This is a genomic window from Stenotrophomonas geniculata (genome assembly GCF_034508895.1).
Classification (GTDB): Bacteria; Pseudomonadota; Gammaproteobacteria; order Xanthomonadales; family Xanthomonadaceae; genus Stenotrophomonas; species Stenotrophomonas geniculata.
In genome coordinates this window covers 4,260,772-4,275,925 of sequence record NZ_CP140571.1, presented here as the reverse complement: position 1 = coordinate 4,275,925, position 15,154 = coordinate 4,260,772, and the positions used below count along the sequence as shown (strand labels likewise).

Below are 15,154 nucleotides of genomic sequence, written 5' to 3'. Positions count from 1 at the left end.
CCTTACTGGGTCACGAAGCTGGTGAACAGCAGATCGTCGGCGCCGTTGCTGCCGGTCTCGGCCTTGAGCACCTTCTGCACTTCGGCCAGCGAGGCGGCCTGCAGCTTCTGCTTGCCGGCGACATCGGCGATCTGGTCCGGGCTGACCTGCGAGAACAGCATCAGCAGGCGCGCGCGGATGGCCGGTGCGTGGGTCTTGATCGCTTCCAGCGCGGCCGGGTCGCGGGTCATCAGCTGCACTTCCAGCTGCAGGTAGCGCGGGCCGTCAATGGGGCCGTTGAGGTTGACCACGAAGGCTGGGTCCAGCGCGAAGTACTGCGCCGGTGCCGGGGTGGCGGACTTCTTCGGGGCCTGAGCGGTCTTCTCTTCCGGCTTGGACTGGGTGAAGAACCAGACGCCGCCACCGGCGGCTGCGGCGGCCAGCACGGCCACCAGGGCGGTGATCAGGATCGGACTGCGCGGCTTGGCGGCCTTGTCCTTCTCGGCGGTCTTCTTGGTTTTGTCAGCGGCTGCGGCCACGGGGTGAAGCTCCTGAGGGTTGCTTCACCGGGATATGCAAGGGGTGTGCCGGAGCCGGGGCGGAGGGATGCGACGGAATTCCGTCGGGGTGCCTGTATCGGTAGCGCCGGGCCATGCCCGGCGGAGGGGGGGGCTCCGCCGGGCATGGCCCGGCGCTACCCGCTCGCGCGGTGTCAGGCGTATGCGTCCAGCAACCCGCGCTGGCGGATCAACTGCGCGGACGACACACTGCCATCGCCCGGCGACGGTTCTCCGTCACCGGCCATGCCGGCGGCGCCGGATTGCCCCGTCGCATTGCCGTCACCGCCGGGGGCCTGGTGGCCGACATCGGCATGAGCAAGCTGGAAGCCCTGTTCGCCCAGCAGTTCACGCAGGCGTGGCAGGCTGCTTTCCAGTGCCTGGCGCACGTCCACATGCGGGCTGCTGAAGCTGGCGTGCACCTTGTCGCCGTTCAACTGCAGGCGCACGTCGACCGGACCCATGTCGTCCGGACTCAGCCGGATGTGGGCATGGCCGATCTTCTGGTCGGCCAGCCAACCCAGGCGCGCACCGATTGCCTGGTCGAAACCATCGTCGCCGAGCACCGGCTTCGGTGTCGGTTCGCCATTGAAGATGGCATTGCCCGTGGCCAGCGCGGCCTTCAGATCCTGCACAGCCGCGTTGCCCGGTGCATGCAGCAGCGGCGCCGTGGCGCGGTCGCCGATGAGGGTTGCGTCGCTGCCTTCACCGCGCTCGCCGCGCTTGCCGGGCAGCACCAGCTCAGGTAACGGCAGAGTGGTCGCCTGGTCGGCCCCATTGGGGGCTTCGCCTTCGGCGGTGGCCGTAGCGGTCGCCGCTGCTGTGGAGGGCAGGGCTGCTGCGACCGGCAGTGCAGCGGGCGAGGGCAGTGCGTTGCCGTCTGCATCGGTGGCCGTCGCCACCGCTGGCAGAGCGGCGGCAGGATCGGCAGGTGTCGGTACCGCCAGTACCAGTCCTGCCAGGCCGAGCGGCGGCCATGGGGCTTCCTCGGTCGTCGCCGAGGCGTCCTTTTCGGCAGCGGGCCTGGCTTGCGCCGGGGGCACCGTCGCTGCGGCCTCTTCAGGTGCGGCAGCGCTGTCCGGCCTGCGCTCGGCGCTGGACTGGCCATTGCTGTCGGATGCCGGCCCCTGTGCAGGCGACGTGGGCATGTTCGAGGGCCTGGAGGATCCATCGGCGCCCGGCGCACCACCCTGCAGCAGCTGGCTGAAATCCTTGCTGCCGTCACCGCGTGGCGCGCGCGTTGCGCTGCTGCCGGAATTCTGCGGCTGCGCGTTGGCGCTGCCGGCCAATGGCGCGGGCATCACGAGCGGCCTCCCTGCTCGGCGCCGTCCTGGTCTTCGATCTGTACCAGGCGGGCGCGGCGGGCACCGATGTCATCCATCTCGCGCTGGTCGCGGCGGTCCGTCACCACCTTCTCCTGTGCGCGGTAGCTGGCGGCCAGTTGTTCCAGCACGGCCTTGTCACGGCTGGCCAGGATCAGCCGGGCGCGCTCGGCTTCCACCTTCTCGCGGTTGCCATTGACCGTGGCCTGCTGCTGTTCGACCGCACTGTCGAGGCGGTCGAGAAACGCGCGCCGGTTCAGCAGCTGCGCCGGGCTGGTCGCCGCCATCTGCGCATTCGCATACTCCTCGGCGTAGCGGCGCAGTTCGTCCAGTCGCGACAGATGGGTATCGAGCACGCGCTGGCGTTCGGCCAGATCGCGGGCCACCGCGTCCTCGTGTTCCTGGGCCCGCTTCAGAAGGGGGTCGATGCGCTTGGACTGGTTCATGGCTTAACTCTCTTGTTCCACCAGGCGCTGCAGCGCCGCCTGGCTGTGCGGGAGATCTGCGGCCTTGGCAACGTCCTGGCCGAGGAACTCCATGATTTCCGGCCAGCGTTCCAGGGCTTCGTCGGTGGCCGCGTCGTTGCCGCGCTGGTAGGCACCGATGGCGATCAGGTCGCGGTTGGCCGAGTAGGCCGAGACCAGTCGCTTCAACTTGCGAATGCGCAGGCGCCACGGCTCGTCGGCGATTTCCGTGACCACACGGCTGACCGACGATTCGACGTCGATGGCCGGGTAAAGGCCGCTGTCGGCCACGCGCCGCGAGAGCAGGATGTGGCCGTCGAGGATCGCGCGCGCTGCATCGGCGATCGGATCCTGCGGATCATCGCCTTCGGTCAGCACCGTATAGAACGCGGTGATCGAGCCACGGCCCTTGGCGCCGTTGCCGGCGCGTTCGACCAGTGCCGGCAGCTTGGCGAACACCGACGGTGGGTAACCGCGGGTGGTCGGCGGCTCGCCGACCGACAGGCCGATCTCGCGCTGCGCCTGGGCGAAGCGGGTCAGTGAGTCCATCAGCAGCAGCACGTTCAGGCCCTGGTCGCGGAACCATTCGGCGATGGCGGTGGCACGGTAGGCGCCGTGCAGGCGCGCCAGTGGCGGTCGGTCGGCGGGGCTGGCCACCACCACGGCGCGGCGCAGTCCTTCTTCGCCCAGCGTGGTCTCGACGAAATCGCGGACTTCGCGGCCACGTTCACCGATCAGGCCGACCACGATCACGTCGGCGGCGGTGTAGCGGGTCATCATGCCCAGCAGCGTCGACTTACCGACGCCAGAACCAGCGAACAGGCCGACACGCTGGCCGCGGCCGATCGGCAGCAGCGCGTTGATCGCACGCACGCCCACGTCCAGCGGCTGGGTGATCGGTTCACGTGCCAGCGGATTGATCGACACGCCGGCCATGCCGACATGGCCCTCGGCGCGGATCGGGCCCTTGCCGTCCAGCGGCACGCCGTCGCTGTCGATGACGCGGCCGAGCAGGCCTTCGCCCACTTCAACGCCGCCACGGCGTGCGGACGGCACCACCCGCGCATTGGGCAGCAGGCCGTGCAGTTCCGCGCTCGGCATCAGGTAAGTGCGCTCGCCGGCGAAGCCGACCACTTCGGCATCGACCCAGCCACCATCGACCACTTCCACCTTGCAGCTGGCACCCAGCGGCGCTTCGCAGCCGACCGCTTCCAGGGTCAGTCCGACCGCGCGGCGCAGCACGCCTTCGCGGATCAGGCCACGGCCATGGGCGGTATCCACGCGCAGGCCATCGAGCCGACGGGCCAGGCGCAGGTTGCGGGCGATGGCCCAGTCGGCCGGTGGCGGCGTCGGCTGCGGATAGGGGGTCATGCATTGGCTCCGGTCTGGCGGATCACCGCGTCCAGCGCGCCTCGCAGGCGGGCTTCCAGGGTGCCGTCGATGCGCACGGCTTCGGCGTGCACGCGAAGATCGCCGCGGCTGAGGCTGGTGTCTGGCACCAGGCGCTGTTGTGGCGGCAGGCTCAACAGCGGGGCGAGGGCGGCGATGTCGTCCGGGTGCAGTCGCACTTCGACCTCGCGGGTGCTGCCGCCCACCGCGTCGATCGCCTCACCGACCAGCTGTGCCAGCAGTGCCGGGTCAGCTTCGTAGGCGCGTCCGACCAGCGCGCCAGCGATGCGTACCGCCAGTTCGCCCAGTGCGCCGACGACTTCGTTCTCCAGCCGCACCAGCGGTCGGCTGAAGTTGTCGAGGATGCCTTCGATCTGCGCGGCGAGGCGACGCACTTCCGCCTGTCCCTGGCCGTAACCTTCGCTATGGCCGTGCTGGAAGCCTTCCTTCTCGGCGCTGTCCTGGATGGCCTGGATTTCCTCCAGGGTCGGCAGCTGCAGCGGTGGCTCGGGTTCGTGTTCCGGGTCCGGCTCGGTGAGTTCGAACGCATCCTCCTGATCCAGCACCGGGTCGGGCTGGGCCAGCAGGTCCGGGGCAAGCCAGCGCACGACGTTGCTCACAGCATGGCCTCCGCGCTGCCACCAATGGTGACGGTGCCTTCATCGGCCATGCGCTTGACGATGGCCAGGATCTCGCGCTGCGCGCCTTCCACGTCGGACAGGCGCACCGGGCCACGGGCTTCCATGTCTTCCAGCAGGATCTCGGCCGCGCGCTGCGACATGTTGCGGGTGATCTTGTCGCGCACCTTGATGTCGGCACCGCGCAGGGCCAGGCCCAGGCGCTCGCCGCTCACTTCGCGCAGCACCAGCTGCATCTCGCGGTCGTCCAGGTCCACCAGGTCGTCGAACACGAACATCAGGTCCTGGATGCGGTTGCTCAACGGCGCATCGATGCGGGCGATTTCGCCCAGGATCGCCTGGTCCTGGCCGCTGTCCATGAAGTTCAGGATGTTGGCCGCGCACTGCACGCCGCCGATGTTGGACGACTTCAGGTTCTGGTTGCCGGCGAACTGGCGCTCCATGATCTCGTTGAGTTCATTGAGTGCGTTCGGCGGAATGCCGTCGAGCGTGGCGATGCGCAGCAGCACGTCCACGCGGGTGCGGTCCGGCAGCAGCTTCAGCGCGTCGGCGGCCTGGTCGGTTTCCAGGTGCGCCATCACGATGGCGATGATCTGCGGGTGCTCGTTGCGCACCAGATCGGCCACCGCGCGCGGGTCCATCCACTTCAGCGCGTCCAGCCCGGTGGTGTTGCGGCCGAGCAGGATGCGGTCGATCAGGTTGCCGGCCTTCTCGCTGCCCAGCGCCTGCACCAGCATGTTGCGGATGTAGTCGTCCGAGCCCACGCCCAGCGAGGTCTTCGAGCCCAGTTCCTGGCCGAACTGGTCCATCACCCGTTCCACCTGTTCGCGGGTGATGTCGGTCATGGTGGCCATGGCGATGCCGATCTTCTGCACCTCCTTGGGTTCCATGTGGCGCAGCACTTCGGCTGCATCCAGCTCACCCAGGGACAGCAGCAGCACGGCCGCGCGCTGCACGCCGGTCAGTTGTGCCTCAGTCATTGGCCACCCAGCCCTTGACCACCTGGGCCACGCGCTTGGAGTCGGTCTTCACGGCTTCACGCGCCATCCGCAGTCGTTCCTCATATGAATCCACCGGCAGGGCCAGTGCATCCGGCCCGCCCAGGCTGGCCCGGTCGGCGCCCAGCGCCGGCAGCGGCATGCCATCGTCATCGACCAGCTGCACGTCCGCGGTGTGCGGTTCCAGTGCCTGTTCGTCGTTCTTCCTGTTCTGGCCGGTGATCGCACGCAATGCCGGGCGCAGCACGCCGAACAGCAATGCCAGCACCACCACGGCGCCCAGCAGCATGCGGCCGGCATCGTGCACCCACGGCAGCTCCCACCAGGCCGGGCCTTCGACCGGCGTGGTATCACGCACGAACGGGGCATTCATCACCGATACGGTGTCGCCACGCTCGGCATTGAAACCGACGGCCTGCTTGACCAGTGCCTCGACGCGGGTCAGTTCGGCGGCCGACAACGGCTGCGGGCTGACCTTGCCGTTGGCACCGGCGCGCGGCACGTTGTCCACCAGGACCGCCACCGAGACGCGCTTGATGCGGCCCGCCGGCTGACGGGTGTGCTGCAGGGTGCGGTCCAGCTCGTAGTTGCGGGTCGCGTTCTTGCTGCTTTCGGTCGGCGCCTGCGCGGTGGCCGGTGCGGCCTGCTGGCCCGGCGGGCTGTTGCTGGTCGCGCCCGGCACGCCCTGCGGGCCCGGGGTGCTGGTGGTGTTCTCGCTCATCTGCTCGCTGCGCAGCTTCTGCGGTTCGCCGTTGTAGAGCTCACGGGCTTCCTCGGTTACCGAGAAATCCATGTCCACGCTCACTTCCGGGTTGACGCGGCCGGGGCCGGTCATCGGTTCCAGCAGCTCGCGGATGCGCTGGTTGAACGAGGTTTCCTGGCGGCGCACCTGTTCGAACTGGGCAGCGTTGACCGCCGCCTCACTGTTCGGGTCGCTGACGCTGAGCATGCGCCCGCTCTGGTCGACCACGGTCACCCGTTCCGGGGCGAGATCCGGGATGCTGGCCGCGACCATGTGCACGATGGCGTCCACCTGGCTGCGTTCCAGCTGCTGGCCGCCACGCAGTTCCAGGGTCACCGAGGCGCTGGCCACGTCACGCTGGCGGGTGAAGGCGCTGGGCTTGGGAATGGCCAGGTGCACGCGCGAATCGCGCACCGGGCGCAGCGTGTTGATGGTGCGCGACAGCTCGGTTTCCAGCGCATGCTGGTAGCGCGCGCTTTCGACGAACTGGCTGACGCCGAAGCCCGGGTCGCGCTCCATCAGCTCGAAGCCGAGCTTGCCGCTGTCGGTCAGGCCGGAGCCGGCCAGCTTCAGGCGCGCGTCGTGCAGGTTCTTTTCCGGCACGGTGATGCCACCGGTGGCCGGGTCGAGCGCGAACGGAATCTGCGCGGCGCGCAGCAGGTCGGTCGCTTCAGCGGTCGCCTTCTGGTCCAGGCCGGTGTACAGCGGGACCATGCCCGGCTTCTGCGACCAGAAGAACACGGACAGGCCTGCCGCCACCGCCACCGCGATCATCGCCATCAGGCCCAGCCGACGGGTGATCTGCAGACTCTGCAGGCGGTCGAACCATTGCCCGGCCTTTTCGGCGTTCAGGCTGTCCTTGGAGAGCGTCAGTGCCATGCGTCTCTATTCCTTACAGCGGCATGTTCATCACGTCCTGGTAAGCCTGGACGAGACGGTTGCGGACTTCCACGGTGGCGCGGAAGGCGATCTGGGACTGCTGCGAGGCGACCATCACCTTGGCGAGGTCGGCGCTGGGGTCGCCCATTTCGAAGGCTTTGGCGAGGGCGCCGGATTTCTGTTGCGCATCGTTGACGCCGGCAATCGCACCACGCAGGGTTTCGGTGAAGCTGGCCGGCTGGGCCTGCGGTGCGTCCAGCACCGTGCCCGGCAGGGCGTTGCTGCGCGGCGTTTCGCTCAGCGGGTTGAGCGCCGGCTGTCCCATCTGGGTCTGATAGGAGCGGATCTGCGAAAGGATCGAAGTGACGGAGTGGGACATCTGCAACGGTTCCAGAAACAGGGATGGGGTTGTCTGCTGGAGCCAGTGCAAGTGCCGTGCCGAAACCGGTTTTCGATTCAGTGAAGTGAGGAGATTGGGTGTGCTGGCAGGGCTGCGCCCTGCACCCGCCGAAGCAACGTCAACGTCAACGTCAAAGGCGGGGCATCTGTGGGGTGGCGGGGTGGGTCCGGTTGCGGGGGACGCCGTAAACCCGTCCTTGGGGGCTTGGCCGCGGCATCCATGCCGCGGACACCCCCGCAACCAGACCCACCCCGCCTCCGACAGTTGGCCGCTGCTGTTGGTAGGTGCCGACCGTTGGTCGGCATGCTGCTCCTGGTGGGTGTCGACCTTGGTCGACACGCTTGATCCACGGCATGGATAGATAGATGGCGCGTTTCTTGGCTGTGACGCGCCATTTAACCGGCGTCGGTTTTCTGGCCTACGGCTGCGGTGTCCAGCGGCCGGCGTTCCGGCGCTGTAGATGCGCAGGGCTCCGACCCCGGGTTCTGGAAACACGAACGCCCGGGCAAGCCCAGGCGTTCGTGCCCCCTTCATGCTGGTAGCGCGCTTCAGCCGGCCAGTTCGGCCTGCTCGCGTTCGATGCCGTACTTGCGCAGCTTTTCCACCAGGGTGGTGCGGCGCAGGCCGAGCAGCTGGGCGGCGTGGGCGACCACGCCCTGGGTGCGTTCCAGGGCTTCGTTGATCAGGCCCAGTTCGATGTTGGCCATGTGGTTGCGCAGGTCCATGCCTTCGTCAGGCAGCGCCGCCGGTGCCGCCGGGCGATTGACGGCGATGCCGTGCTCCAGTGCCGGCTGGTTGCCGCTGCCTGGGGTGTGGAACGAGAAGCTGCGCAGGTTCAGGCGTTCTTCGTTGGCAACCGTAGCTGCCGGTGCCGGTGCAGCCACCGCCGCCAGTGCGGTGTCGCCACGGTAGCGGGCCGGCAGGTCCTGCACGCGTACTGAACCGCCCGGATGCAGCACCGCCAGGCGCTCGACCAGGTTGGTCAGTTCGCGCACATTGCCCGGCCATTCGTAGCCGGCCAGGGCCTGCAGGGCTTCCGGGGTGAAGCGCACTTCGCCACGACCGGTGCGCGCCAACTGTGCGGCGATGGTTTCCACCAGCGCCGGCAGGTCTTCGCGACGCTCGCGCAGGGCGGGCACGTCGATCGGGAACACGTTGAGGCGGTAGAACAGATCCTCGCGGAACTTGCCTTCGGCGATGCGCGTTTCCAGATCGCGGTGGGTCGCGGCCACGACGCGCACGTTGCAGCGGATGGTCTGGTTGCCGCCGACGCGCTCGAAGCTGCGTTCCTGCAGCACGCGCAGCAGCTTTACCTGCATCGGCAGGCTCATGTCGCCGATTTCGTCGAGCAGCAGGGTGCCGCCCTCGGCCATTTCGAAACGCCCCTTGCGGGCGGTCAGTGCGCCGGTGAACGCACCCTTTTCGTGGCCGAACAGTTCGCTTTCCAGCAGGTCCGGCGGAATGGCGCCGCAGTTGATCGCCACGAACGGGCCATCACGGCGCGGCGAGCGCTGGTGGATCGCACGCGACACGACTTCCTTGCCGGTACCGGATTCGCCCAGCACCAGTACGGTGGTATCGAACGCAGCGACCTGCTCGATCATGGTGCGCAACGCAGTCACCGCCGGGCCGTTGCCGGTCGGGCCTTGATCCTGCGCGGCACCGGCCTGGTGCTCGGCGTCCAGGCGCTTGAGGCTGGCGCGGCGCAGCAGGGCTTCCATCTGCGCATGGCGCAGCGGCGTTTCCAGCGGCCAGATGTTGGCTTCGTGCAGGCCGTGCTGGCGGGCAAACGTTACCCCGTCACCATCGGCCAGCAGCACCGGCGGCGGCAGGCTGCTGCCACCCAGCCAGTTGTAGAGTGCGGTGCTGGCGGCGTTGTCGTCCAGGCTGCCGACGATCACCGCCATCCAATCGTTCTGGCGCTGGCGACCCAGGTCGAAGTCGGCCGCGTCGGACACCCAGCGCGGGTTGAAGTCCATGAATTCCAGCAGGGCAACGGTGCGCTCTGCGCGCACGGCGTCGTTGTCCAGCACCAGGATGCGCGATTCGCTCACGATCGATCCTCCCTGAGGCCTTCCAGGATCGGCATGACTTCCTGGATGTAGGACAGCTTGCTGACGAAATTGTCGGCGCCGGCGCGCAGCGCGTGCTCGCGGTGCTCGGCGTCGTCGAAGTGGCTGGCGATCACGATGTACGGTGCATCGTCCTGCGACTTGATCAGGCGGGTGGCCTGCAGGCCACCCATCTCCGGCATGGCCAGATCCATCAATACGACCTGCGGGCGCAGCGTTTCCGAACGCTCGATCGCTTCCAGGCCATTGCCGGCGCTGCCGACGATCTGCAGCCAGTCGATCTTGCGGAAATGGCGCATCGCCGCATTGATGAAGCCCTCGTGGTCATCGACCAACAGGACCGTGAGCTTGTTCATGTCCAACATCCTTTTCAGCCCACCCGGGCCAGCTGCGGTTGCCTGGCGCCAAGCCGGCGCCGTTCACGGGCCGGGGCGATGTCCAGTTGTTCTCGGTATTTTGCGACGGTTCGGCGGGCAATGTTCACCCCCTGGCGCGACAGCAGGCCGGCGATGGCCTCGTCGGCCAGCGGCCGGCCGGCCGGTTCGGCGTCGATCAGGCGGCGGACCATGGCCTTCACGGCCTGGCCGGAGACGCTGGCGCCTTCCAGGCGCACGGCGAAGAAGTGCTTCAGTTCGAAGGTGCCGCGCGGGGTCTGCAGGAACTTGCCGGTGGTGATGCGCGAGACGGTGGACTCGTGCATGCCGATTTCCTCGGCCACTTCCTTCAGGGTCAGCGGCGCCATGGCCTCTTCGCCACGCACCAGGAACGCGGCCTGGCGCTCGACGATCACCCGCGCGGTGCGCAGCAGGGTGTCGTAGCGCATCGACAGGCCGCGGCTGAACCAGCGCGCTTCCTGCAGCATTTCGCGCAGTGCCGGTGCGGCCTCGCTGGTCTCGGCCAAGGCCTGTTCGTACTGGCTGTTGATCGAGACCCGGCGGCTGGTGGCCGGGTTGAGGGCAACTTTCCACTGGCCGTCGGCGTGCCAGGCGACCACGTCCGGTACCACCACGGCATTGCGTTCGGGCAGCAGGCTGTCACCCGGGCGCGGCTGCAGCGACAGGATCAGGCGCACGGCTTCGCGCACGTCGTCGATCTCGGCGTCGTGCAGGCGGGCGAGGGCGGGGTAGTCGTGTGCGGCCAGTGCTTCGAGTGCGCCGTGGAGAATGCGGGTGGCCAGATGGCGGGCGGGAACTGCGCCATGCAGGCTGCGCAGCTGCGCCTGCAGGCCTTCGCGCAGGTCCTGCGCAGCCATGCCGGCGGGCTCGCCGTGCAGCAGCTGCTGGCGGATGGCTTCGACGCCGTTGGCGGCGATATCGAACTGGGCGCTGGCCAGCAACTGCAGCTGGCCCAGCGGTGCCTGCAGGTAGCCGGCCTCGTCGCAGTGATCGAGCCAGAACGCGGCCACCGCCAGTTCGCGGTCGTCCATGTCCAGCGACAGGCGCTGAAGCACACGCAGCTGCGGGTCGGTCGATTCGCCGGCGGCGATGCGCGCCATGCGGTCGTCGTCGCCGTCCTGCCAGCTGGCGCCGGCCACGTCCCACATCGAAGACTCCGGCAGCTCGTCGAAGGCGGCGGTGTCCATCGTCGTGGCGCTGGCCTCGGTGGCATCGGCTGCGGGCGCTTCGGCCTCTTCGATCTCCAGCAACGGATTGGAGTCCAGCAGGCGCTGGATTTCCTGTTCCAGGTGCAGCCCATCGAGCTGCAGCAGCCGGATCGACTGCAGCAACTGCGGGGTAAGGTGAAGTTGTTGGCCCAGCTGGGTCGAGAGTGCAGCCTTCATCGTGGTTCCCCGGCACCGCTCCCCGGCGCCTTGTGGAACGCATCTTGCTTTTGATCCGGCGGGGGCGGAATCAGGGGGTTCCTGAGGGGCTTCGTGAATGTCCTGACAGGATGTAGGGGTATTCCCTACATCGGCGCGGAATGTTGACGATGATCGCGCCTAAGTTGCTGATTTTCTGTGTGGTTGCCGGGTTGACCGGGCTGCGCCGTGTACGGGTTCCTGTCGGAGCGTGTCAGGGTGACGGGAATTCGTCGTCAGTGTGGGCCTTGCACGGGTCAGATCCTCTTCCCGCGGAAAGGGATCCGACCCTCTTCTCAGAGGATCATCCCAGCTCGTGCTGGTGGCGCGCGGCGAGCAGCAGCAGATCGTTGGCGCGGCGGCAGCCGAGCGACTCCATCATGCGTGCGCGGTGGGTCTCGACCGTTTTGACGCTGATGCCGAGGTCGGCGGCGATCTCCTTGTTGCTCTCACCCTTGCCGATGCGGCGCAGGATCTCGCGTTGTCGTGGCGACAGCGCGGCGATGCCGGTGGGTTTCTCGCGGCCGAGCATCGGTGCCAGCATCTTGGCGGAGATCTGCGGGCTCAGGAACACCTGTCCGGCGTGCGCCGCACGCAGCGCCAGTTCCAGCTCCTGCGGCGCCGCATCCTTGACCAGGAACCCGACCGCGCCGCGATCGAGTGCATCGCGCACGTGCGCGGCGTCGTCGTGCATGGTCATCATCACCACCCGCGTGCCGGGAGCGCGCAGGCGAATGTCACTGAGGGCTTCCAGGCCGGTGCGGCCGGGGAGTGACAGGTCCATCAGGACCACGTCCGGGGCGTGCTGCAGGGCCAGCTGCAGTGCCTGCTCGGCATTGCTGGCCTCAGCGACGAGCTGCACGTCGGCAAACCCCTGCAGCAGCCGCGCCAGGCCGGCGCGGACCAGGGTGTGATCGTCGACGATGAGAACTCGCACAGGCACGTTGGAGGTCCGTGAGGGGAGTCCACCTTAACTTAGCTGAACGGGCGCGCCAAGGCTTGTCCATCCGCCGCCATGGTGGCAGGTTTCAGCGGGCGCGGCGTGCTTCGGCCACCTGGCGGCGATGCAGGCGGAACAGATGCCGCTCCATCGCCATCTCCAGTCCATCGCCAAGACGCTGGAAACGCAGCCACAGGTAGTGACCGCCGCCACCGTCCGCCGCTTCGGCGATCACTTCCACGGGCAGGTCGATATGGTCGGGCAGCCAGTCGCTGGGCTGCAGGCGTACCACGCCGGCCTGGCCGGCACTGGCACCGCTGCGCGGACCCAGTTGCAGGCGGATGCCGCGGCGTGACCAGCGTACGGGGCGCAGGGTCAGGTCCTGGCCCTGCTGGCGTACCAGCCGGCCCAGCAGCACCATCGCCAGATCCAGCTTGGCTTCCAGCCGCTGCAGCTGCAGGCTGGCTTCATTGCGGTCGTCATGTTCGTCAACGCGGCTGTCTTCAACCAGCGCCAGGCTGCGCAGCAGGCCTTCGGCGCTGCTGGTGCGACCGGCCGCGCTGCCTGCCTGGAACTCGGCCGGCAGGGCCAGCTCGCAGCTGAGCGTCTCGTCGAACAGCTCGCTTTCGGCAGGATGGTGCAGCGAGGTGGTCGGCAGCTGGGTCATGCCAGTGACTCTGCCTGCAGGTAGGCATGCGCCGCGCGAAGGGAGCGCTGGCCGTCGTTCATCAGCGCGGCGACGGCATCACGGCGCTGGCGCAGCAGGCCGAGCAGGTTCTGCTGGCGTTCGAACAGCGCGGTCAGCGGCGCGTGGTCGGCGGTGGTCAGCGGCTGGCTGAGCAGCGCATGCAGCGTGCTGTCGTGGCCGTCGAGCAGGCTGTCGGCCTGGTCAAGGGATTCTTCGCCCAGGGCCTTCTCGAAGGCGTCCAGCTGGGCGTGCAGTTCGTGCAGGCTCATGGCGCCACCGCGGCCGGGCGGCGCTGTTCCTGCGGGATCGCATTCCAGGCGCTGTCGATCTCGCCCAGCAGCTGCAGCGACTCGTCCAGCGCGGCGCGGTCGTTGTGCAGATTGGCCTCGGTCAGGCGCTGCAGCACATAGTCATACAATGCCGACAGATTTCCGGCGATCTCGCCGCCGGCTTCATGATCCAGCGAGCCGTTGAGGTGGCCGACGATCGCGCAGACCTCGCCGATCGCCTTGCCCTTGCCGGCCTGGTCGCCACGCTCGAGGCTGGCCAGGGCACGCCGCACGCGCTCCAGCGCGCCGGCCAGCAGCATCGCCACCAGCTTGTGCGGATCGGCGTCGGCGACCGCACTGGTCACTCCCACCTGGCGGTACTGCTCGGCATATTGACGGCTGGAACCGTACATTCGTGATTCTCCTTGCGCGGGGTGCCGCCGGGCGATCGTGGGGACCGCTGCCGACGGCGCGGCGATGATTGCTGTTGCGTCCGTTATCGGTGCGTTACACGCCAAACTTGAGCGTCGCACGCAGTCCTTTAGCGGTTCAGCTGTGCCAGCTGTTGCTGCAATGCGGTGTTGCTCTGCTGCAGTTTGCCCATCAGGCTGTCCAATGCCAGGAACTGCTTCTTGTAGCGTTCCTCGACACCCTTCATGCGAACGTCCAGCGCCTTGCGCCGCTTGTCGATGCCATCAAGCGTGTTGTTCAGGCCCTTGGTGCGGGCGACGAATGCGCCTTCCTTGCCGACCGTGGTGCTGACATAGCCGTCGACCAGCGAGTACAGCTCCCCTGCGCCGCCCTTGTCACCGGTGATGGCCTGCCGGATGTGTTCCGGCTGGCTGGCCAGAGCCGCTGCGAACTTGGTGCCATCCAGGACCAGGGTGCCATCCGCGTTTGGATAGCCTCGGGTCTGCAGCCCAATCGCCTTGGCATCCAGACTGTCGCCCGCCAGCGCCTTGAGCACGCCGGACATGACCGAGCGCAACTGGCTGGTAGCGCCACGCATCTGCGCGTCTCCGGTCAGCGTCGACGCTTCCTTGGTCTTGGGGTCGTACTTGGTCTCGTTGTTGATCGCCGCGAGTGCGGCGTTGTATGCAGTCACGAAGTCCTGCATCACCTTGGTGGCTGCGGCCGTGTCGGTGCTGATCACCACCGTGCTCTTGCCGGTCGTCTTCAGATTAAGGGTCAGGCCCGGAACTGCGTCGGCCACGGTGTTGCTGGCGCTGACCACCTTCACGCCGTCGATGGTCAACTCGGCATCGGCGGCTGGTGAATTCTGTTTCAGGCTTCCGACAAGTGCGCCCAGCTTCGGGTCGCTGCCGCCATATTCCAGCTTGATCGCGCTGGCCGCGCCGGTCTTCTCCTGCGCGATGGAAAGGTACTGGTTGTCACCTGAACTGATCAGCGTGGCCTGCACGCCTTCCTTGCGACCGACTGCGTCGAGCTTGTTGCGGATGGTGGTCAGCGTGTCGCCCGCTTCCACCTCCACATTGAGGGTCTTGGCCTTGTCACCGACGCCAACGGTCAGCGTCAAGGTTCCGGCACCGAACGTATCGGTCTTGGGGAACGAGGTGTCAGCGATGAGCTTGTGGGCGGTGGCCAGCGAAGTAACGTCGACAATGTGCGTACCGTTGGCAGCCGCCCCTTTGGACGTGCCGAGGTCGTACAGTGCCACCGATGCCGTCAGCACATCTTCGGTGTTGGCGGGCTGTGCCTTGCCGGTGGCAGTCACCGTCCGGGTGTCGAAGGCCGTGGTGGCCTTCAGCGCAGTCAGCGCGGTTTTCAGCTTGTCGAACGCGGCCGTGACCGTGCCGATCGACGACAGCTGCAACTTGGTCTTGGACTGCTGCAGGTTCAGCGCATTGTCGGCGGGCTTGCGGTCGGCCGCGACCAGCTGGTTGACGATGTCCGAGATATTCAGTCCCGAGCCAATGCCACCGTATCCAAAGTCTGCCACGTCGTTTCTCCTGGTATTCGGGCCCAGCCGCCGTGCGGTGGCCCGTCGTCAACGAAAAT

16 protein-coding genes are annotated in these 15,154 nt (G+C 67.6%); all 16 read right to left on the bottom strand.

Annotated elements, in window-relative coordinates; genetic code table 11:
- Nucleotides 1–2 precede the first annotated feature (2 nt).
- The 16 genes from RI032_RS19765 to fliD all read right to left on the bottom strand — a co-directional run bounded on the left by RI032_RS19765 (nt 3) and on the right by fliD (nt 15,095).
- Nucleotides 3–518: a flagellar basal body-associated FliL family protein gene (locus RI032_RS19765; RefSeq protein WP_057504318.1), complete on the bottom strand. Its 516-nt coding sequence runs from the start codon at nt 516–518 to the stop codon at nt 3–5.
- 173 nt (nt 519–691) lie between these two features.
- Nucleotides 692–1,837 (bottom strand): flagellar hook-length control protein FliK, encoded by a 1,146-nt coding sequence (locus tag RI032_RS19760; protein WP_322547593.1) that lies wholly within the window; start codon nt 1,835–1,837, stop codon nt 692–694.
- The gene (fliJ, locus tag RI032_RS19755; protein ID WP_010485935.1) at nt 1,837–2,304 is read right to left on the bottom strand and encodes a flagellar export protein FliJ; all 468 of its coding nucleotides are present in this window, start codon (nt 2,302–2,304) and stop codon (nt 1,837–1,839) included. Before fliJ ends, RI032_RS19760 begins: the two co-directional genes overlap by 1 nt.
- Nucleotides 2,305–2,307: 3 nt before the next feature.
- Entirely contained in the window at nt 2,308–3,693 is a 1,386-nt protein-coding gene (locus RI032_RS19750) for a FliI/YscN family ATPase (RefSeq protein ID WP_322547592.1), read from the bottom strand.
- The gene (locus RI032_RS19745; RefSeq protein ID WP_010485931.1) at nt 3,690–4,331 is read right to left on the bottom strand and encodes a FliH/SctL family protein; all 642 of its coding nucleotides are present in this window, start codon (nt 4,329–4,331) and stop codon (nt 3,690–3,692) included. Before RI032_RS19745 ends, RI032_RS19750 begins: the two co-directional genes overlap by 4 nt.
- A complete protein-coding gene (gene fliG, locus RI032_RS19740; protein ID WP_024958226.1) occupies nt 4,328–5,314 on the bottom strand; it encodes a flagellar motor switch protein FliG in 987 nt (328 codons plus the stop codon). Before fliG ends, RI032_RS19745 begins: the two co-directional genes overlap by 4 nt.
- A gap of 7 nt (nt 5,315–5,321) precedes the next feature.
- Nucleotides 5,322–6,968 carry a flagellar basal-body MS-ring/collar protein FliF gene (gene fliF / locus RI032_RS19735; RefSeq protein ID WP_010485928.1) on the bottom strand — a complete coding sequence of 549 codons (1,647 nt, stop codon included), beginning with the start codon at nt 6,966–6,968 and terminating at the stop codon, nt 5,322–5,324.
- 13 nt (nt 6,969–6,981) lie between these two features.
- Entirely contained in the window at nt 6,982–7,347 is a 366-nt protein-coding gene (gene fliE, locus RI032_RS19730) for a flagellar hook-basal body complex protein FliE (RefSeq protein ID WP_164192053.1), read from the bottom strand.
- A 569-nt stretch (nt 7,348–7,916) separates the two neighbouring features.
- Nucleotides 7,917–9,422, bottom strand: coding sequence for a sigma-54 dependent transcriptional regulator (locus tag RI032_RS19725; protein WP_322547591.1), 1,506 nt, complete (start codon nt 9,420–9,422; stop codon nt 7,917–7,919).
- Nucleotides 9,419–9,796, bottom strand: a complete 378-nt coding sequence (locus RI032_RS19720) for a response regulator (protein ID WP_010485922.1) — start codon at nt 9,794–9,796, stop codon at nt 9,419–9,421. The genes RI032_RS19725 and RI032_RS19720 overlap by 4 nt, the downstream gene beginning before the upstream one ends.
- A gap of 14 nt (nt 9,797–9,810) precedes the next feature.
- Nucleotides 9,811–11,220, bottom strand: a complete 1,410-nt coding sequence (gene rpoN / locus RI032_RS19715) for an RNA polymerase factor sigma-54 (protein ID WP_322547590.1) — start codon at nt 11,218–11,220, stop codon at nt 9,811–9,813.
- Between the two features lie 322 nt (nt 11,221–11,542).
- On the bottom strand, nt 11,543–12,175 hold the full coding sequence (locus RI032_RS19710) for a response regulator transcription factor (protein ID WP_322548283.1): 633 nt from the start codon (nt 12,173–12,175) through the stop codon (nt 11,543–11,545).
- Between the two features lie 91 nt (nt 12,176–12,266).
- Nucleotides 12,267–12,845 carry a PilZ domain-containing protein gene (locus RI032_RS19705; protein ID WP_322547589.1) on the bottom strand — a complete coding sequence of 193 codons (579 nt, stop codon included), beginning with the start codon at nt 12,843–12,845 and terminating at the stop codon, nt 12,267–12,269.
- Nucleotides 12,842–13,135, bottom strand: coding sequence for a hypothetical protein (locus RI032_RS19700; protein ID WP_049453785.1), 294 nt, complete (start codon nt 13,133–13,135; stop codon nt 12,842–12,844). The genes RI032_RS19705 and RI032_RS19700 overlap by 4 nt, the downstream gene beginning before the upstream one ends.
- The gene (gene fliS, locus RI032_RS19695; protein ID WP_005409561.1) at nt 13,132–13,548 is read right to left on the bottom strand and encodes a flagellar export chaperone FliS; all 417 of its coding nucleotides are present in this window, start codon (nt 13,546–13,548) and stop codon (nt 13,132–13,134) included. The genes RI032_RS19700 and fliS overlap by 4 nt, the downstream gene beginning before the upstream one ends.
- A 128-nt stretch (nt 13,549–13,676) precedes the next feature.
- Entirely contained in the window at nt 13,677–15,095 is a 1,419-nt protein-coding gene (fliD, locus tag RI032_RS19690; RefSeq protein ID WP_054171704.1) for a flagellar filament capping protein FliD, read from the bottom strand.
- Nucleotides 15,096–15,154: the final 59 nt, after the last annotated feature.